This window comes from Halobaculum litoreum (assembly GCF_030127125.1).
Lineage (GTDB): Archaea > Halobacteriota > Halobacteria > Halobacteriales > Haloferacaceae > Halobaculum > Halobaculum litoreum.
On record NZ_CP126156.1, the window covers coordinates 1,686,889 to 1,702,177 of the forward strand.

The following is a 15,289-nucleotide window of genomic DNA, read 5'->3' on the forward strand; positions in this document are numbered from 1 at the left end:
GCCGAACGCGACCGCGTGGCCGGCGCGCAGGGGTCCGGTATATCCGGTCGCCGCGCCTCCGGGACCGTATGACCGTCATCGTCCACCTGCGCGTCCCCGCGGACGCGTTCGAACTCGGACGCATCCTCCGCCGGGCGGGCGACGCCGCCGTCGCCCTCGAGACGATGGTGCCGCTCGGCGAACTCGCGGTGCCGTTCTTCTGGGTCGACGACGGGGGCTCCGCGCCGTTCGAGGCCGCGGTGGCGCGCCACGGGACGGTGTCGTCGGTGCGCCGGGTGGGGTCGCGGGAGGGACGCACGCTGTACGAACTCGCGTGGGACTCGGGCGCCGACCGGCTGTTCGCCGCCGTCAGGGAGGTCGAAGCCACCGTGTTGAACGCCGGCGCGACGGCGGCGACGTGGGAGTTCGAACTCCGGTTCCCGAGCCACGACGCGCTCGGCCGGTTCCGGACGCGGTGTCAGGAGGCGGGCATCCCGCTCGACGTGGGCCGGGTGTACAACCCCGCGAAGCTCGACGGCAGCGCGTGGTACGGCCTGACCGAGGCACAACGGCGAACCCTCTCGGCGGCCGTGCGGGAGGGGTACTACGCCATCCCGCGGCGCATCTCGACGCGGGAGCTGGGCGAGGAGTTCGGCGTCTCCGATCAAGCAGTGACCGAGCGACTACGGCGGGCGATCGTCTCGCTCACCGAGCACACGGTGCTCACCGTCACGACCGACGGACCGCCGGACGACGGTGTGGGGCACGACCCGGAACCGGGGACGGGGCCGGGGTCGGGAGCCGCGCCGTGAGCGCGCCGCCGCCGGGCGGGTCACGCACGCCGGCGTTCGGGGTCGTCCGCCGCCCGGACGGCCTCGAGGAGCGGCCTGAACTCCTCGAAGCTCGGGCCCCACGCGACCGTCGCCGTCCGCTCGTCCCAGTCGACGACGCCCGCCGCGGCGAGCTTCGGGAGGTCGACGTGGCGCAGCCGTAGGCGGTCGGCGTCGGAGGCGGCGACCGACCGCTCCGGCACCGGCGTCGACGCCGTCGCCCCGCGGCGGAGCAGCTCGAAGAGGACGTCGCGCCTGAACCCGTCCGCCAGCAGCCCGAACCACTCGTCTCGCATGCGCCGCGTACGGTCCGTCCGGCCATACCACTACTGCTTGGTCCACCAAGCGAAGGTCGTCCTCGCCCCCACCCCCGCCGACCGCCGCCCGACCGCGATCGGGTCAGTCGCCCTCGAACCCCTCGAGTGCACGGACCGCCCGCAGGAGCGGGCGCAGTTGCTCGAACGCCTCGGCGGCGGTGACCGTCCCCGATCCGGGCTCCCACTCGATGACGCCCGCGGCGGCGAGCTTCGGGAGGTGGATGTGACTGAGGTGGAGGTGTACCGTCTCGGCGTCTTCGCCCTCGCGGACCACGTCGTCCGGGACGGTGACCGTGGAGGGAGCGGCGGACCGATCCGACAGCTCGAACAGGACCCGCCGACGGAAGCCGTCGGCGAGGAGTTCGAACCACGTATCGTATCCGGGCGGCGAGTCGTTTCGATCCCCGTACATGATACCGAGTTTACACGCTATTCCACTTTGTCGTTTCGGGGCGGCGCGCTCACCCGCGGTTGTGGACGTCGGTGCTGCCGCACGCGGGACAGCGCGTGAGCGTCCCGAGCGTGGGGTCGGCGACGCGCTCCCACGCGTCGTCGCCGGTCGGTGCCTCGAAGCCGCAGCCGTCGCAGGTGATGACGCTCGCGGGCGGCATGTCGGGGGATTCCACGCCCGGACCCATGAGCCTCGGCGACGATTCGCGCGCCGTGGAACGGTCGGCCCCGAGGCCGCCTCAGTCCTGACCGTACCCCTCGAACTGCTCGATGGCGGTGTCGAGTTCCGCCTCGGGGAGCTCCGTCGGCTCCCCGACCGCCGACGACTGGAGGTACAGCCGCGAGAGGTCCTCGACGTGGGTGGTGTGCTCCAGCGCCGTCTCGATATCGCCGGCTGTGACCACGAGGCCGTGGTTCTCGATGAACGACGCCGTCGCCTCCGCCTCCTCCATCGCGGCGACGACGTTCGCGGCCAGCGCCTCGGTGCCGTACGGGGCGTACTCGGCGACCGGGACGCGCTTGCCGACCGCGACGATCATGTAGTGGATCGGCGGCAGTTCCTGGTGGAGCACGGCCATCGTCGTCGCCCACGGCGAGTGGGTGTGGACGATCGCCTCCGAGCCGTAGCCGCGGTAGATGTGGCGGTGCATCGGCACCTCGCTGGAGGGTTTCATCCGGCCGGCGACGCGCTCGCCGTCGAGGTCGACGACCGGCACGTCCGCGACCCCGAACGCGTCGTAGGCGACGCCGGTGGGCGTGACGGCGAAGCGGTCGCCGTCGCGGACGCTGAGGTTGCCCGTCCGGCCGGGCGTCAGTCGAGCGAGCGCCGGGGCGTGGTCGACGACCGCCTCGCGCGCCTCGCGCAGGACGCCGGGTCGCGCGCCGGGGGCGGGGTCGGTCACAGCGCCACCTCCGTCACGGCGGCCAGCGAGTCGAGGCGGTGGTCGGGCGTCCGGAGCCCCGCCGGGTCGCCGCCGGCGCCGCCGGTGGCGTCCGCGGGGCCGTTGAACAGCGCCGTCTCCATGCCGAGCGCGTTGCCGCCCTCGATGTCGTTGCGGGGGGAGTTGCCGACGACGAGCGCCTCGGAGGGCGTGCGGTCGAGGCGCGCGAGCGCCGTCGTGAACACGGGCGCGGCGGGCTTCTCGCGGCCGACCTCCTCGCTGGTGACGAGCGCGTCGAGGTGACGGTCGACGCCGAGGCGCGCGAGCTTCCGCAGTTGCACTCGGGTCGTGAGGTTCGTCACGACCGCCACGTCGACGTTGGCCTCGCGGAGCGTCGCGAGCGTGTCGAGCGCGTCGTCGAACGGCCGCATCTCGTCGAGGTACGCGTCCCAGTAGGCGTCGCCGAGGGCGCGCGCGAGTCCGGCGTCGAACGGGCCGGGGAGGTCGGCGACGACGCGCGCGTAGTAGATGTGGCGGTTGTGGCTGCTGGCGGTCGCGGGCACCTCGCGTTTGGTCGCGGCGCGGGCGCGGGCGCGGCGCGCCTCGAACGCGTCGGCGTCGAGACCGCCCCCGCGGTCGCGGTACGTCTCGAAGGCGGCGCGTCTGCCGGCCTCGTTGCACGGGTCGTAGGGGTAGAGGGTGTCGTCCAGGTCGAACAACACGGCGTCGACGGTCATGCCGGCCGGTCGGGACGCCCCCGCATAGGTGTTGGCGTCCGGGCCGGCGCAACGGGGGAGCGTGGGGTCGGGTCGCGAACCGGGACAACGGCTTTGGGCCGGCCGCGACACCCGCGGACGTGTTCCCCGACACCATCGAGACGGACCGCCTGCGGCTCGAACGGCTCACACGCGACCGTGTCGACCCGCGGACGCTGTACGAGGCCGCGTCCGACCGCAGCCCGACCGTCGACGAGGAGACCGAGTACCTCCCGTGGTCCCCGCTGGCGACGCTCCGGGACGCCGAGGACCGGATCGCCGCGTTCGAGCGACAGTGGGCGGAGCGCGAGCGCGCCGAGTGGGCGATCCGGCCGCGGGAGGGCGAGGACGGCGCCGGCGAGTTCGCCGGGACGGCGGGCCTGATCTGTCGGTGGGACGAGGACCTCGCGTTGCCGGCGATCTGGCTGCGGAAGCCCTTCTGGGGGCGACGCTACTCGGGGGAGCGGGCCGACGCGCTCCTGAGGGTCGCGTTCGACCGGCTCGACGTCGGCGTCGCGGCGGTGCCGATCCACGGCGACAACGACCGATCGTACCGGGCGGTGGAGCGCTACGTCGACCGCCACGGCGGGCGCTACGAGGGGCTGCTTCGCAACCACGCGGGGCGGTACGACGAACCGGCGGACCACCACCGGTTCTCGATCGCACGCGAGGAGTGGCGCGAGGCCGACGGCGCTCGCACCGCCGTCCGGTTCCCTGACGACGGGTGAGCCGTCGACCCCGGGCCCGGTCGGTCGACCGGGGGAGTGCCCCCGGCCGGACCCGCGGTCTCGGCGTTGATACACGGGTCAGGAGAGCTATATACCGCATCGTCGACCCGCCGGATGTGTCGCAGACGCCGATGTCGGCCGTCGCCCTCGTCGCCGCGGTGCTGGCGAGCGCGGCCCTCGGGGCGCCGTTCTTGCTGACGCGGACGGGTCGGCGCGCCGTCGACGGGCTCTCGGGCCCCGACGGCGAGGACCCGTTCGTCCCGGCGGGCGTGTACCTCGGGCTGGCGGTGGCGTACGCCGCCGTGGTCGTCGTCGCGGGCGAGAGCGCGGCCGGCACCGGCGCGTTCGGCCTCACGCTCACGCTGTTGCTGCCGTTCGCCTTCGGCGTCGCCGCGGCGACCGCGTGGCTCCCGGCCGCGGGTATCGAGTGGCGGCCGTCCGGCGAGGCGCGCGTCGACGCGACCGTCGTCTTCGCCGGGTTCCTCGCGACGCTGACGGCGTCGGCCGCGGGCGGCTGGCTGGTCGTCGGCTGAGGCGCCGCCGGCCGCGCGCCCGGCCCGTCGGGCGGGGTCGCTCAGGCGGGGCGACGGCCGAACCGGCCGACCGCGAGGTAGCGCCCGCCGAACAGGAGAGCGACGCTCGTCGCGCTCACGAGCAGCAGCGGCGCGTAGTCGCCGGCCGCGAACGGGAGGAAGACCCCGACGGAGAGGGCGGCACCGACGGCACCGACGACGGAGACGGCCGCGCCGGCGGCGACGGACCGCCCCGCGACCGCGCCGCGCGAGCGCGCCCACGACGCCCCGAACGCGGCGACGACGGCGAGGGCGGCGAGGAACGCGGCGAAGCCCGCGTCGTACGCCGCCGCGGAGCCGGCGCCCGGGAGCGCCTGCTCGAGTCGGTCGAACGCGACGACCAACAGGTAGCCGGGGACGCCGAACGGGGGGAGGGGGACGGCGTACAACAGCGCGTACAGTCCCGTGAGGACGAACGCGGCGACCGATCCGTCGACGAACAGCGTTCGCGGGGCGAACGGCGCGCGGCCGGGTCCGTCGTCGGTCTCCGCGGAGGGGGCGGGGGCCATACGCGCGACTTCACAGCCGGCGGACAAGTAGCTGGCGGGGAGCGACGCGACCGCTCAGTCGGCCGCGGCGGGGCCGTCCGCCGTCGAGTCGACCGCGTACAGCCGGGCGGCGTCGACGAGCGACTTGCGGTACTCCGACTCGGAGGGGTCGCGCGCCAGCGACCGGAACAGCCGCGTGAACGCCGCCACGTCGACGCCGGGCGCGTCGTCGGCGGCCGCGTGGACGAGGTCGTGGAGGCGGTGGCCCTCGTCGACGAGGCCGTGGCGCTCGCACATCGCCAGCGCGAACGCGGCGTTGACCGCCGTGATGTCCGGGTCCGAGCCGGGCGTCAGCCGCCGCGACTCCGGGTGGGGGTGGTCGCGCGGGCGGTCGGCGACGGCCGCGGCGAGTTGGGACTCGAAGAACGTGACCAGCTTCTCCCCCGGGCCGACCGAGAGCGTGAGGTCGTCGGCGTACACGTCCTTCATGTGGTTCGCGATCTGGTAGCAGTGGAGCACCTTCCGGCGTTCGACGGACGCGCCCGACAGCGCGAGGAACAGCGCCTCGTCGGTCGACTGGTGGTGCGACGGGTGGGGCTCCTCGTAGCGAGCCATGTGCGACAGTTCGTGGAGCGCGAGTTCGCGCGCCATCGCGGAGGTCGCCGCCTTCCGGGAGATGTTGAGGACGTGGCGGTCGTCGTAGTGGCCGGCCCACGTCCGCTCCTCGGGGTTCTCGCGGACGCGGACCTCGACTGGGAGCGAGAGGTCGTGTTCGGTCTCGAACAGCGACGCCGCCCCGAGGAACGGATCCGGGGGGACGGCGCCGCGGACTCGGATGTCCATGTGTACTGTTGACACGGTGTGGATCGGTTTGACTCTTGTGCCGGTTCGGTGGCGATCGATCCGACCCACGAGACGGCGTACCACGGAGTGTCGCCACCGGATTCGGCGGTTTCGGCGGCGGCAAAGCACTACCCTTTTGACCGGGCGGAGAATACCGGCCGGTAATGGGCCGACGAAAGAAAATCGTACAGGAATGTGAGGAGCTGATGGACGAGCCGGAGCAGATCCGGAACATCGCCATCGCGGCTCACGTCGACCACGGAAAGACGACACTGACGGACAACCTGCTCGCCGGCGCGGGCATGATCGCCGACGCGGACGAGGCGACGCAGCTCGTGATGGACACCGAGGAGGACGAACAGGAGCGTGGGATCACCATCGACGCGGCGAACGTCTCGATGACCCACGAGTACGAGGACGAGAACCACCTCATCAACCTCATCGACACGCCGGGCCACGTCGACTTCGGCGGCGACGTGACCCGCGCGATGCGCGCCGTCGACGGCGCGCTCGTCGTGGTCGACGCCGTCGAGGGCGCGATGCCCCAGACGGAGACGGTCGTTCGGCAGGCGCTGCGCGAGGGCGTCAAGCCGGCGCTGTTCATCAACAAGGTCGACCGCCTCATCTCCGAGCTCCAGGAGGGGCCCGAGGAGATGCAGAAGCGCCTCCAGGACGTCATCGCCGACGTCAACGAGCTCATCCGCGGGATGACCGAGGAGATGGACGACATCACCGAGGACTGGACGGTCTCCGTCGAGGAGGGCACCGTCGGGTTCGGCTCGGCGCTGTACAAGTGGGGCGTCTCGCTCCCGTCGATGCAGCGCACCGGCATGTCGTTCGCCGACATCATCGAGCTGGAGCAGGACCACAAGCGGCAGGAGCTCCACGAGCGCACGCCGCTGTCGAACGTCGTGCTCGACATGGTCGCCGAGCACTTCCCGAACCCGCTCAAGGCGCAGCCGTTCCGTATCCCGCGCATCTGGCGCGGCGACGACGAGTCCGACATCGCCGAGGACATGCGGACGGTCAACCGCGAGGGCGACATCGTGTTCATGGCGACCGACATCGGGATGGACCCCCACGCCGGCGAGATCGCGACCGGTCGCGTCTTCTCCGGCACGCTCCGCAAGGGGCAGGAGCTGTACGTCTCCGGCACCGCGGGCAAGAACCGCGTCCAGTCGGTCGGGATCTACATGGGCGGCGAGCGCGAGGAGCTCGACCGCGGCGTCCCCGCCGGGAACATCGCGGCCGTCACCGGCCTGAAGGACGCCATCGCGGGCTCCACGGTCTCCGACAAGGAGATGACGCCGTTCGAGTCGATCGAGCACATCTCCGAGCCCGTCATCACGAAGTCCGTCGAGGCGAAGTCGATGGACGACCTGCCGAAGCTCATCAAGACGCTCCAGCAGGTCGCGAAGGAGGACCCGACGATCCGCGTGGAGATCAACGAGGACACGGGCGAGCACCTCATCTCCGGGCAGGGCGAGCTCCACCTCGAGGTCATCACCCAGCGGATCCAGAAGAACCAGGGCATCCCGGTGCAGACCGGTGAGCCGATCGTCGTCTACCGCGAGCAGCCGCAGGAGGCGTCCCGGGAGGTCGAGGGCGTCTCGCCGAACCGCCACAACAAGTTCTACATCACCGTCGAGCCGCTCGCCGACGACATCGTCGAGACGATCCAGCTGGGCGAGGCCTCGATGAGCATGCCCGAACTGGAGCGCCGCGAGGCGCTGCAGGACGCCGGCATGGACAAGGACACGTCCCAGAACGTGGAGCACATCCACGGGACGAACATCCTCATCGACGACACGAAGGGTATCCAGCACCTCAACGAGACGATGGAGCTGGTCATCGAGGGCCTCGAGGAGGCGCTCGACGACGGTCCCCTCGCCGCCGAGCCCGTGCAGGGCGCGCTGCTGCGCCTGCACGACGCCCGTCTGCACGAGGACACCATCCACCGCGGTCCGGCGCAGGTCATCCCCGCCGTCCGCGACGCCGTCCACCGCGCGCTCATCGACGGCGAGGTGCGCCTCCTGGAGCCGATCCAGGACGTCCGCATCGACGTGCCCAGCGAGCACATGGGCGACGCCTCCGGCGAGATCCAGGGCCGCCGCGGCCGCGTCGACGACATGTACCAGGAGGGCGACCTCATGGTCATCGAGGGCATCGCGCCCGTCGAGGAGATGATCGGCTTCTCCAGCGACATCCGCTCGGCCACCGAGGGCCGCGCCTCCTGGAACACGGAGAACGCGGGCTTCCGCGTGCTCGTCGACAACCTCCAGCGCGAGAAGATCATGGAGATCCGCGAGCGCAAGGGCATGAAGCTCGAACTGCCGCAGTCGATCGACTACATCTGAGGTAGCCGGGACGCCCCCGGCCGGTTCTCTCTCGGTCCCTCCCGTTCTCGCGACGCCGCGCCGCCCAGCGACCGCGCCGGCGCCGTCGAACCCTCGCCGACGGGCCGGATCCGCCGACGGATCGTCGGCTATCTCACAGGGTCGTTCACACACTGGCAAGCATCGCCACGGAAGAAGGCTTATCACCTCCTCGTCTACACGGATGCAGTATGCCAAGTGGCACGACCCACGGTCGGCGCGACGGCTGCAGACAGCCCACCCAGCCCCGCACGCCGATCACAATTATTCGGGTCGACGCCACACCCCTCGCCGGGACACGGGCCGCGGGCGACGACCCGGTCGGGGCGCCGTCACCGGAGCCGAGCGCGGAACGGAGGGCGCGGTAGATGCCGTCGGAGTCGACGCCAGCCCCCGACGAGCCGCCGGTGGATCGCGACGCCGACGCGGCGGCCGACGACGAGGACGCCGAGACCGACGGCGGTCACGAGACGACGCTGCAGGCGCACACGATCCGCCTCGAGTTGGTCGACGAGCCGGGACAGCTGCTCGCTGCGCTGGAGCCGATCGCCGACAACGGGGCGAACCTGCTGTCGATCTTCCACGAGCGCGGGAGCCTCACGCCGCGCGGCCGGATCCCCGTGGAGGTCGACATCGAGTGTCCGCCCGCCCGCTTCGAGCCGATCCTCGAGGACCTGCGCGAGCGCGGCGTGAACGTGATCCAGGCCGACGCCGAGGAGTACGGCGACGAGGTGACGCTGGTGCTCGTCGGCCACCTCGTCGACACGGACCTGTCGGACACGCTCAAGAGCATCCAGAACCGCTCGGGGGCGTCGGTCGCCGACATCGACCTGTCGGCGCCGGCGGGGGCGGGCTCGGAGGCCCACTCCAGCGCCCGACTCCGGCTGCGCGCCCGCGCCGGGGAGATCCCCGCGGTCGTCGAGACCGTCCGCGAGGTGGCCGCCGAGAAGGACATCGACGTCATCGCCCCGCTGGAGGGTCGGCCATGAGGCTGGCCGTCCTCGGCGCCGGCGCGGTCGGCCGGTCGGTCGCCGAACTCGCCGGCGAGTACGGCCACGAGGTGACGGCGCTGGCGGACTCCTCGTCGGCGGTCGTCGACCCCGCCGGCGTCGACGCCGACGCCGCGCTCGCGCGCAAGGACGCCGGCGACGCGCTCGGGGACGCCGAGCCCGACGAGGCGCTCGCGGCCGAGTACGACGCGCTCGTGGAGGCGACGCCGACGACGCTCGGGGACGCCGAGCCGGGCTTCTCGCACCTCCGGGCGGCGCTGGAGCGCGACCGCCACGTCGTGCTCGCCAACAAGGGCCCGGTCGCCGAGCGGTACGCCGACGTGCGCGAACTGGAGGCCGACTCCGCGGGCGACGTGTACTTCGAGGCGACCGTCGGCGGCGCCATCCCGGTGTGTGCGACCGTCGACGACCTCGGAGCGAAACACGTCTCGGCGGTGCGGGGCGTCCTCAACGGGACGGCCAACTTCGTGCTGTCGCGGATGGCCGCCGAGGGGCTCGACTACGACCACGTCCTCGCGGAGGCGCAGGACCTGGGCGTCGCCGAGGCGGACCCCTCCTTCGACGTCGAGGGGACCGACGCCGCGCTCAAGTGCGTCATCGTCGCGAACGTGCTGCGCGAGGCCGACTGCGACTCGCTCGCGGAGCTGCGCGACGCGGCGGTGACGTTGGCGGACGCCGAGGTCGAGGGGATCGAGCACATCCCCGGGAGCGCGCTCGATCTCGCCGCCGAGGACGGGCGCACCGTCCGGCTCGTCGGCGAAGCCACCCGCGACCGGGTGAGCGTCGGGCCGCGGCTCGTCCCCGAGCACGGCACGCTCGCGGTGACGGGGACGCGCAACATCGTCGAGATCGACCACGAGTACGCGGGCGGGCTCGCCATCTCCGGGCGCGGCGCCGGCGGCGAGGAGACGGCGAGTGCGGTGCTGGCGGACGTGGCGCGACTGGAGTAACCCCGCGGTGGCCGCCGACCGTCGCGGGCCCGGTCGGCGGGCGTTGTTTTCGAGTGTTCTCGTCAGGATCGAACGCCGAGATCGGGGAGCGACGGGGACCCGTCAGTACCCGTGTAACCACCACACACGTGAGGGGTACACACGACCTAATCGCAAGCGGGCGTCGGGGTGCCCTCCCTGCCGTATCGAAATGGTTTTAGGGCGTTCGGACGTTACACGTCCTTACAGAGCGCCTCAGCGCTTGATTCCACAATGAGCGACAAACCCCACCAGAACCTGGCCATCATCGGCCACGTCGACCACGGGAAGTCCACGCTCGTCGGGCGGCTCCTCTTCGAGACAGGGAGCGTCCCCGAGCACGTGATCGAACAGCACCGAGAGGAGGCCGAAGAGAAGGGCAAGGGCGGCTTCGAGTTCGCCTACGTCATGGACAACCTGGCCGAGGAGCGCGAGCGCGGTGTCACCATCGACATCGCCCACCAGGAGTTCGACACCGACCAGTACTACTTCACCATCGTCGACTGCCCGGGCCACCGTGACTTCGTGAAGAACATGATCACGGGCGCCTCGCAGGCCGACAACGCGGTGCTCGTCGTCGCGGCAGACGACGGCGTCGCGCCCCAGACCCGCGAGCACGTGTTCCTGGCCCGCACGCTGGGTATCAACGAGCTCATCGTCGGCATCAACAAGATGGACGTCGTCGACTACTCCGAGGACACGTACAAGGAGGTCGTCGACGAGGTCAAGCAGCTCCTCAAGCAGGTCCGCTTCGGCACCGAGGACGCGAGCTTCATCCCGATCTCGGCGTTCGAGGGCGACAACATCGCCGAGCGCTCCGACAACACGTCGTGGTACGACGGCGAGATCCTCCTGGAGGCCCTCAACAACCTGCCGGAGTCGGAGCCGCCGACGGACGCGCCGCTGCGTCTGCCCATCCAGGACGTGTACACCATCTCGGGTATCGGGACCGTCCCCGTCGGACGCCTCGAGACCGGCGAGATGCGCTCGGGTGACAACGTCTCCTTCCAGCCGTCCGACGTGGGCGGCGAGGTGAAGACGATCGAGATGCACCACGAGGAGGTCGACTACGCGGGCCCCGGCGACAACGTCGGCTTCAACGTCCGCGGCGTCGGCAAGGACGACATCCGCCGCGGCGACGTCTGTGGCCCCGCCGACGACCCGCCGTCGGTCGCCGAGACGTTCCAGGCGCAGGTCGTCGTCATGCAGCACCCGTCGGTCATCACGGCCGGGTACACGCCGGTCTTCCACGCCCACACGGCGCAGGTCGCGTGTACGATCGAGTCCATCGACCAGAAGCTGGACCCGTCCTCGGGCGAGGTCGCCGAGGAGAACCCGGACTTCATCAAGTCGGGCGACGCCGCCATCGTGACGGTGCGCCCCCAGAAGCCCATCAGCATCGAGCCGTCCAGCGAGATCCCGGAGCTGGGCTCCTTCGCCATCCGCGACATGGGTCAGACCATCGCGGCCGGCAAGGTGCTCTCCGTCAACGAGCGGTAAATGCCCGGACAGCAAGCGCGCGTCCGACTCGCGGGCACGAGCCCCGACGACCTGGACGACATCTGCGCCGACGTCCGCGAGATCGCGGACAAGACCGGCGTGGCGCTGTCGGGCCCCATCCCGCTCCCGACGAAGACCCTGGAGGTCCCGTCGCGCAAGTCCCCCGACGGCGAGGGGACGGCGACGTGGGAGCACTGGGAGATGCGCGTCCACAAGCGGCTGATCGACATCGACGCCGACGAACGCGCGCTCCGTCAGCTCATGCGGATCCAGGTCCCGAACGACGTCTCCATCGAGATCGTCCTCGAGGACTGACCTGAGGCGCACCGGACCCGTACGGGTCCCCCGTCACCGACGACCGTTCTCACGTTTTTCGCCCTCGCGAGCGTCTGCGCCGTCGGGCGGCGGCACGGTTTTGTCGACGCGACCCCCAGCGTGGGTATGTCCGCCGTCCGGTCCTCGACGCGGTCTCGCTCCCTCCGCCCGGTCGCCGAGACGCTCGTGGCGATGGCGCTGGTGTCGGCGGTGTTCTGGGTCGTCGGGCTGGTCGCACGGCCGCTCGCGGCGTTCCTGTTCGTTCTGTCGCCGCCGACGCTCGCCCACCCGTGGACGATCGCGACGAGCGTGTACGCCCACGCCGGCGTCGGCCACCTCCTCTCGAACGCGGTCGTAGTCGTCGTCGCGGGCGTGCCCGTCGCCGCGGCGACGACCCGGCTCCGGTTTCACGCGTTCGTGCTCGGCACCGGCGCGCTGGCGGGGCTCGCGCAGGTCTGGATCGGCGGCCTCGTGGCGCCGACGGGCGTCGTCGGCATCAGCGGCGCCGCGTTCGCGCTCGTCGGCTACGTCGCCGCCGCCAACCCCGCCGCCGACGCGCTCGGCCGGGTCGCGGCCCGGCTCGGCGTCCCGCCGCGCGTCGTGGTCGTCGCGGTGGGTGTCGCGGCGCTCGCCGTGACCCTCGCGTTCAGCCCCGCCGGGAGCGCGCTGGTCGCCCACCTGGTCGGGCTCCTCCTCGGCGTCGTCGCGGGCCGTCTGCGGCTGTTGCGTGTGTGAAGAACGCACGGAGGCGGGGCGAAACGGAACCCTCAAGTGGCGTCCCGGACTCTCGAAAAGTGCGGGCTCGTAGATCAGTGGTAGATCGCTTCCTTCGCAAGGAAGAGGCCCTGGGTTCAAATCCCAGCGAGTCCATCCCGCTTCTCCCGTGTCGGTTCCGTCGAGCCGACACGACCGTCGTCGGTTTCCAGCAACTGCGGTCGTCGCCGTGTCCCGCGAACGCACGGAGACCACGGGTGGTGGACCTCCTCGCACGGACGCGTGCGACCGGCGTCCGGGACCGGCCGCGTGGCGAGCGCCGAGGCGCCGCCCCGGCCCGCTCGCGTTGGGTCGACGCCGTACCCCGGTTTCACTTACACTCCGCGTGGCTCGCGTACAAGTCCCCTCCCGTCCAGGGACGAGGTATGAGCACGAGTCCGGTCGTCGCCCATCCCGAACGCGTCGAGGTCGAAACAGGCACGCGAGCGCGCATCGACGTGAGCGAGACGAGCGTCCACGAGGTCGAGTCGTTCGTCCGCCGCACCGACTGTCGGGTCCACCTCGAGCGCCGCGGCGGACGGACGAACCTCGTCGTCGTCGCGGAGCAGTAGGCGAGCGCGGCGCCGTGCGCCGAGCGGCCGGCCGCTCGGTCGCTACTCGGGGACGGTGTCCGGGCGGTCGTACTGGGCGTCCTCGGGGTCGTCCATCACCTCGACGCCGCGGTTGTTCACGGCGTACGGGTCGAGGCCGACCTCCTGCATGAACTGCTTGTACAGCCGCTCGGCGGTCTCGGCGTCCTTCTGTTTGTCCGAGGCGCTGTCACACAGCTCGATCAGGTTCTCGGGCACGTCGTTCTCGTGGACGATCCAGTGGTTGATGAGGTCCGAGAGGCGGCGGATGGGGCTGGTGAAGTGGCCGTAGATGTCGAAGTTGAGCGCGTGGTGGCCGCCGAACGGGTCGTTCATGTACTTGGCGCGGGGCATCACCTTCAGCACGGCGCGTTGGATCTTGTTGAGTTGGCGGCCGGGCGCCGCTTCGAGCGCGGCGTTCACCGCCTTGCGCGGGTCGTCCCACGAGCCGCCGGGGATGGAGACGCCGTCGAGTTCCTGGATCTCCTTGAGCGCCTTGTTCCACTGCTCGGGGGTGGGCTGCGGGTGGACGCGGTACATCGCCTCGACCCCGCGGTTCCACATCAGCTCGTGGGTGACCGCCTTGTTCGCCTTCAGCATGCACTCCTCGATGATCGTGTGGGCGCGGTCGCGGCTCGGGTTGAGCACGAGCGAGCCGTCCGCCTTGCGCTGTTCGTGGAGCTGGTCGGCCACGTCGTACGCGAGCGTGCACTTCTCGTGCAGCGGGGCCTCGGGGTCCTCGAGCCGGCGCTCGCACTGTTTGTAGGTGAGGCGCTCGTCGGAGTTGATCACCGACTTGTAGATGTCGAGCGTGTCGAAGCTCAGCGTCTCCTTGTCGAGGTGCATCTCGACGGTGTGGGCGAGGCGGTCCTCGTTGGGCACCAGCGAGCACACCGTCTCCGCGAGGATCGGCGGGAGCATGTGGATGGTGTAGCCGGGGAGGTACACCGTGTTGCCGCGCTCGACGGCCTCGGCCCACATCGCGGAGTCGGGGTGGACGTAGTGGCTCACGTCGGCGATGTGGACCCACAGCTGGTACTCGTCGTCGTGCTCCTCGATGGAGATGGCGTCGTCGAAGTCCTGCGCGTCGGCGGGGTCGGTCGTCCACGTCGTCAGGTCACGGAGGTCGCGTCGCTCGTCCACCTCGTCTCGGATCTCCTGTTGGACGCCCTCGGTGCGGTCCTTCGCCTCGCGCATCACCGCCGGCGGGAACTCGTCGCGGATCTCGAACTCGGCGAACAGCGACTCGCGCTTGTCGGCCAGCGCGTCCGCGAGCCCTTCGGTGATCGTCACCGGCCCCTGCGCCTCGGCGCTGCCCGGGTCCGGCTCCTCGTCCTGCTGTGCGTCACTCATGCGCCGGCGTACGGGAGTGCGGTACCTGAGGGTTTCGGGGGGCGCGTCGCCGCCCGGCGCGAGGCGACGGCCGCCGCGGGAGCGCTCCGGCGCCGTTCCGCCCGCGAGAAGCGGTCAGTCGCTCTGGCGGTCGGTGTCCTCGGCGTCGGCCTCGGGGTCGCCGTAGCGGCGCACGACCTCGTGTTGGTAGGCCGCGACGTACGCCTCCTGGGAGTCGCCGCCGGCGGCGGCTTCGACGTCCGCGAGGAGGTCCTCGAGGTCGCCGCGCGGCTGGTGGGACAGCTCGCGGTAGCACTCCTTACACAGGTACTCGAACTCCTTGTCGCGTCGGCTCCACCGGTCGCCCTCCTTGTCGTACTCCCGGGCGTCCTCGCGGGCCAGCGACTCCCCACAGGCGATGCAGACGACGGCGGACCGGTCCCGGTCCCGCCGGGAACCCCACATGGAACGTACTGCGGCGCGGGCGGACTTAGCGTTTGTCGTGGGACCGCCGTTCGCGTCGTGTCGTAGCACGATGCTCCCCGGTCGCCGCCGGCGGCGGTCCGGGAGCGGTCGGGACGCCGAGCGGTCGATTTATCCGGC

Annotated in this window: 19 protein-coding genes and 1 tRNA gene; 11 read left to right on the top strand and 9 right to left on the bottom strand. The window is 71.4% G+C overall.

Annotated elements, in window-relative coordinates; all coding sequences use genetic code 11:
- Positions 1-68: 68 nt before the first annotated feature.
- Positions 69-791: a helix-turn-helix domain-containing protein gene (locus tag P0R35_RS09205; RefSeq protein WP_284012203.1), complete on the top strand. Its 723-nt coding sequence runs from the start codon at positions 69-71 to the stop codon at positions 789-791.
- 20 nt (positions 792-811) lie between these two features.
- Here the strand turns inward: P0R35_RS09205 and P0R35_RS09210 are convergent, their stop codons facing one another.
- The 5 genes from P0R35_RS09210 to P0R35_RS09230 form a co-directional block, all read right to left on the bottom strand.
- Positions 812-1,105: a hypothetical protein gene (locus P0R35_RS09210; RefSeq protein WP_284012204.1), complete on the bottom strand. Its 294-nt coding sequence runs from the start codon at positions 1,103-1,105 to the stop codon at positions 812-814.
- Between the two features lie 103 nt (positions 1,106-1,208).
- The gene (locus tag P0R35_RS09215; protein WP_284012205.1) at positions 1,209-1,538 is read right to left on the bottom strand and encodes a DUF7344 domain-containing protein; all 330 of its coding nucleotides are present in this window, start codon (positions 1,536-1,538) and stop codon (positions 1,209-1,211) included.
- A gap of 49 nt (positions 1,539-1,587) precedes the next feature.
- A complete protein-coding gene (locus tag P0R35_RS09220) occupies positions 1,588-1,737 on the bottom strand; it encodes a hypothetical protein (protein WP_284012206.1) in 150 nt (49 codons plus the stop codon).
- A gap of 78 nt (positions 1,738-1,815) precedes the next feature.
- Positions 1,816-2,478: a ribulose-1-phosphate aldolase gene (locus P0R35_RS09225; protein ID WP_284012207.1), complete on the bottom strand. Its 663-nt coding sequence runs from the start codon at positions 2,476-2,478 to the stop codon at positions 1,816-1,818.
- Positions 2,475-3,194, bottom strand: coding sequence for a ribulose-1,5-bisphosphate 5-phosphatase (locus P0R35_RS09230; RefSeq protein ID WP_284012208.1), 720 nt, complete (start codon positions 3,192-3,194; stop codon positions 2,475-2,477). Before P0R35_RS09230 ends, P0R35_RS09225 begins: the two co-directional genes overlap by 4 nt.
- Positions 3,195-3,313: 119 nt before the next feature.
- On the opposite strand from P0R35_RS09230, the gene P0R35_RS09235 reads away from it, so the two are divergent.
- Positions 3,314-3,940, top strand: coding sequence for a GNAT family N-acetyltransferase (locus tag P0R35_RS09235; RefSeq protein WP_284012209.1), 627 nt, complete (start codon positions 3,314-3,316; stop codon positions 3,938-3,940).
- A gap of 116 nt (positions 3,941-4,056) precedes the next feature.
- Positions 4,057-4,473 (top strand): hypothetical protein, encoded by a 417-nt coding sequence (locus P0R35_RS09240; protein WP_284012210.1) that lies wholly within the window; start codon positions 4,057-4,059, stop codon positions 4,471-4,473.
- Between the two features lie 41 nt (positions 4,474-4,514).
- Here P0R35_RS09240 and P0R35_RS09245 read toward each other — a convergent pair whose 3' ends face one another.
- Positions 4,515-5,021, bottom strand: a complete 507-nt coding sequence (locus tag P0R35_RS09245; RefSeq protein ID WP_284012211.1) for a hypothetical protein — start codon at positions 5,019-5,021, stop codon at positions 4,515-4,517.
- A 54-nt stretch (positions 5,022-5,075) separates the two neighbouring features.
- Positions 5,076-5,843 carry a DUF5781 family protein gene (locus P0R35_RS09250; RefSeq protein ID WP_284012212.1) on the bottom strand — a complete coding sequence of 256 codons (768 nt, stop codon included), beginning with the start codon at positions 5,841-5,843 and terminating at the stop codon, positions 5,076-5,078.
- A 164-nt stretch (positions 5,844-6,007) separates the two neighbouring features.
- Here P0R35_RS09250 and P0R35_RS09255 point away from each other — a divergent pair, with 164 nt between their 5' ends.
- From P0R35_RS09255 to P0R35_RS09290, 8 genes are all read left to right on the top strand, one after another.
- On the top strand, positions 6,008-8,200 hold the full coding sequence (locus tag P0R35_RS09255; protein ID WP_284012213.1) for an elongation factor EF-2: 2,193 nt from the start codon (positions 6,008-6,010) through the stop codon (positions 8,198-8,200).
- Positions 8,201-8,586: 386 nt separating this feature from the next.
- Entirely contained in the window at positions 8,587-9,207 is a 621-nt protein-coding gene (locus P0R35_RS09260; RefSeq protein ID WP_284012214.1) for an amino acid-binding protein, read from the top strand.
- A complete protein-coding gene (locus tag P0R35_RS09265) occupies positions 9,204-10,178 on the top strand; it encodes a homoserine dehydrogenase (RefSeq protein ID WP_284012215.1) in 975 nt (324 codons plus the stop codon). Before P0R35_RS09260 ends, P0R35_RS09265 begins: the two co-directional genes overlap by 4 nt.
- A 252-nt stretch (positions 10,179-10,430) precedes the next feature.
- Positions 10,431-11,696 (top strand): translation elongation factor EF-1 subunit alpha, encoded by a 1,266-nt coding sequence (gene tuf, locus P0R35_RS09270; protein WP_284012216.1) that lies wholly within the window; start codon positions 10,431-10,433, stop codon positions 11,694-11,696.
- A complete protein-coding gene (gene rpsJ, locus P0R35_RS09275) occupies positions 11,697-12,011 on the top strand; it encodes a 30S ribosomal protein S10 (RefSeq protein ID WP_277553849.1) in 315 nt (104 codons plus the stop codon).
- 126 nt (positions 12,012-12,137) lie between these two features.
- Complete coding sequence (locus P0R35_RS09280) at positions 12,138-12,746, top strand: rhomboid family intramembrane serine protease (protein ID WP_284012217.1); 609 nt, start codon at positions 12,138-12,140, stop codon at positions 12,744-12,746.
- Positions 12,747-12,809: 63 nt separating this feature from the next.
- A tRNA-Ala gene (locus P0R35_RS09285) sits at positions 12,810-12,881 on the top strand.
- 269 nt (positions 12,882-13,150) lie between these two features.
- Positions 13,151-13,336 (top strand): hypothetical protein, encoded by a 186-nt coding sequence (locus tag P0R35_RS09290; RefSeq protein WP_284012218.1) that lies wholly within the window; start codon positions 13,151-13,153, stop codon positions 13,334-13,336.
- A gap of 42 nt (positions 13,337-13,378) precedes the next feature.
- Here the strand turns inward: P0R35_RS09290 and P0R35_RS09295 are convergent, their stop codons facing one another.
- A complete protein-coding gene (locus P0R35_RS09295) occupies positions 13,379-14,707 on the bottom strand; it encodes an RNB domain-containing ribonuclease (protein ID WP_284012219.1) in 1,329 nt (442 codons plus the stop codon).
- A 114-nt stretch (positions 14,708-14,821) separates the two neighbouring features.
- The gene (locus P0R35_RS09300; protein ID WP_284012220.1) at positions 14,822-15,151 is read right to left on the bottom strand and encodes a DUF7562 family protein; all 330 of its coding nucleotides are present in this window, start codon (positions 15,149-15,151) and stop codon (positions 14,822-14,824) included.
- Positions 15,152-15,289 lie beyond the last annotated feature (138 nt).

Bases quoted from the DNA above. Each gene is read 5' to 3' on its own strand.
- P0R35_RS09205 (WP_284012203.1), top strand. From the start codon at position 69: ATGACCGTCATCGTCCACCTGCGCGTCCCCGCGGACGCGTTCGAACTC.
- P0R35_RS09210 (WP_284012204.1), bottom strand. From the start codon at position 1,105: ATGCGAGACGAGTGGTTCGGGCTGCTGGCGGACGGGTTCAGGCGCGAC.
- P0R35_RS09215 (WP_284012205.1), bottom strand. From the start codon at position 1,538: ATGTACGGGGATCGAAACGACTCGCCGCCCGGATACGATACGTGGTTC.
- P0R35_RS09220 (WP_284012206.1), bottom strand. From the start codon at position 1,737: ATGCCGCCCGCGAGCGTCATCACCTGCGACGGCTGCGGCTTCGAGGCA.
- P0R35_RS09230 (WP_284012208.1), bottom strand. From the start codon at position 3,194: ATGACCGTCGACGCCGTGTTGTTCGACCTGGACGACACCCTCTACCCC.
- P0R35_RS09245 (WP_284012211.1), bottom strand. From the start codon at position 5,021: ATGGCCCCCGCCCCCTCCGCGGAGACCGACGACGGACCCGGCCGCGCG.
- P0R35_RS09250 (WP_284012212.1), bottom strand. From the start codon at position 5,843: ATGGACATCCGAGTCCGCGGCGCCGTCCCCCCGGATCCGTTCCTCGGG.
- P0R35_RS09255 (WP_284012213.1), top strand. From the start codon at position 6,008: ATGGGCCGACGAAAGAAAATCGTACAGGAATGTGAGGAGCTGATGGAC.
- P0R35_RS09260 (WP_284012214.1), top strand. From the start codon at position 8,587: ATGCCGTCGGAGTCGACGCCAGCCCCCGACGAGCCGCCGGTGGATCGC.
- P0R35_RS09265 (WP_284012215.1), top strand. From the start codon at position 9,204: ATGAGGCTGGCCGTCCTCGGCGCCGGCGCGGTCGGCCGGTCGGTCGCC.
- tuf (WP_284012216.1), top strand. From the start codon at position 10,431: ATGAGCGACAAACCCCACCAGAACCTGGCCATCATCGGCCACGTCGAC.
- rpsJ (WP_277553849.1), top strand. From the start codon at position 11,697: ATGCCCGGACAGCAAGCGCGCGTCCGACTCGCGGGCACGAGCCCCGAC.
- P0R35_RS09280 (WP_284012217.1), top strand. From the start codon at position 12,138: ATGTCCGCCGTCCGGTCCTCGACGCGGTCTCGCTCCCTCCGCCCGGTC.
- P0R35_RS09290 (WP_284012218.1), top strand. From the start codon at position 13,151: ATGAGCACGAGTCCGGTCGTCGCCCATCCCGAACGCGTCGAGGTCGAA.
- P0R35_RS09295 (WP_284012219.1), bottom strand. From the start codon at position 14,707: ATGAGTGACGCACAGCAGGACGAGGAGCCGGACCCGGGCAGCGCCGAG.
- P0R35_RS09300 (WP_284012220.1), bottom strand. From the start codon at position 15,151: ATGTGGGGTTCCCGGCGGGACCGGGACCGGTCCGCCGTCGTCTGCATC.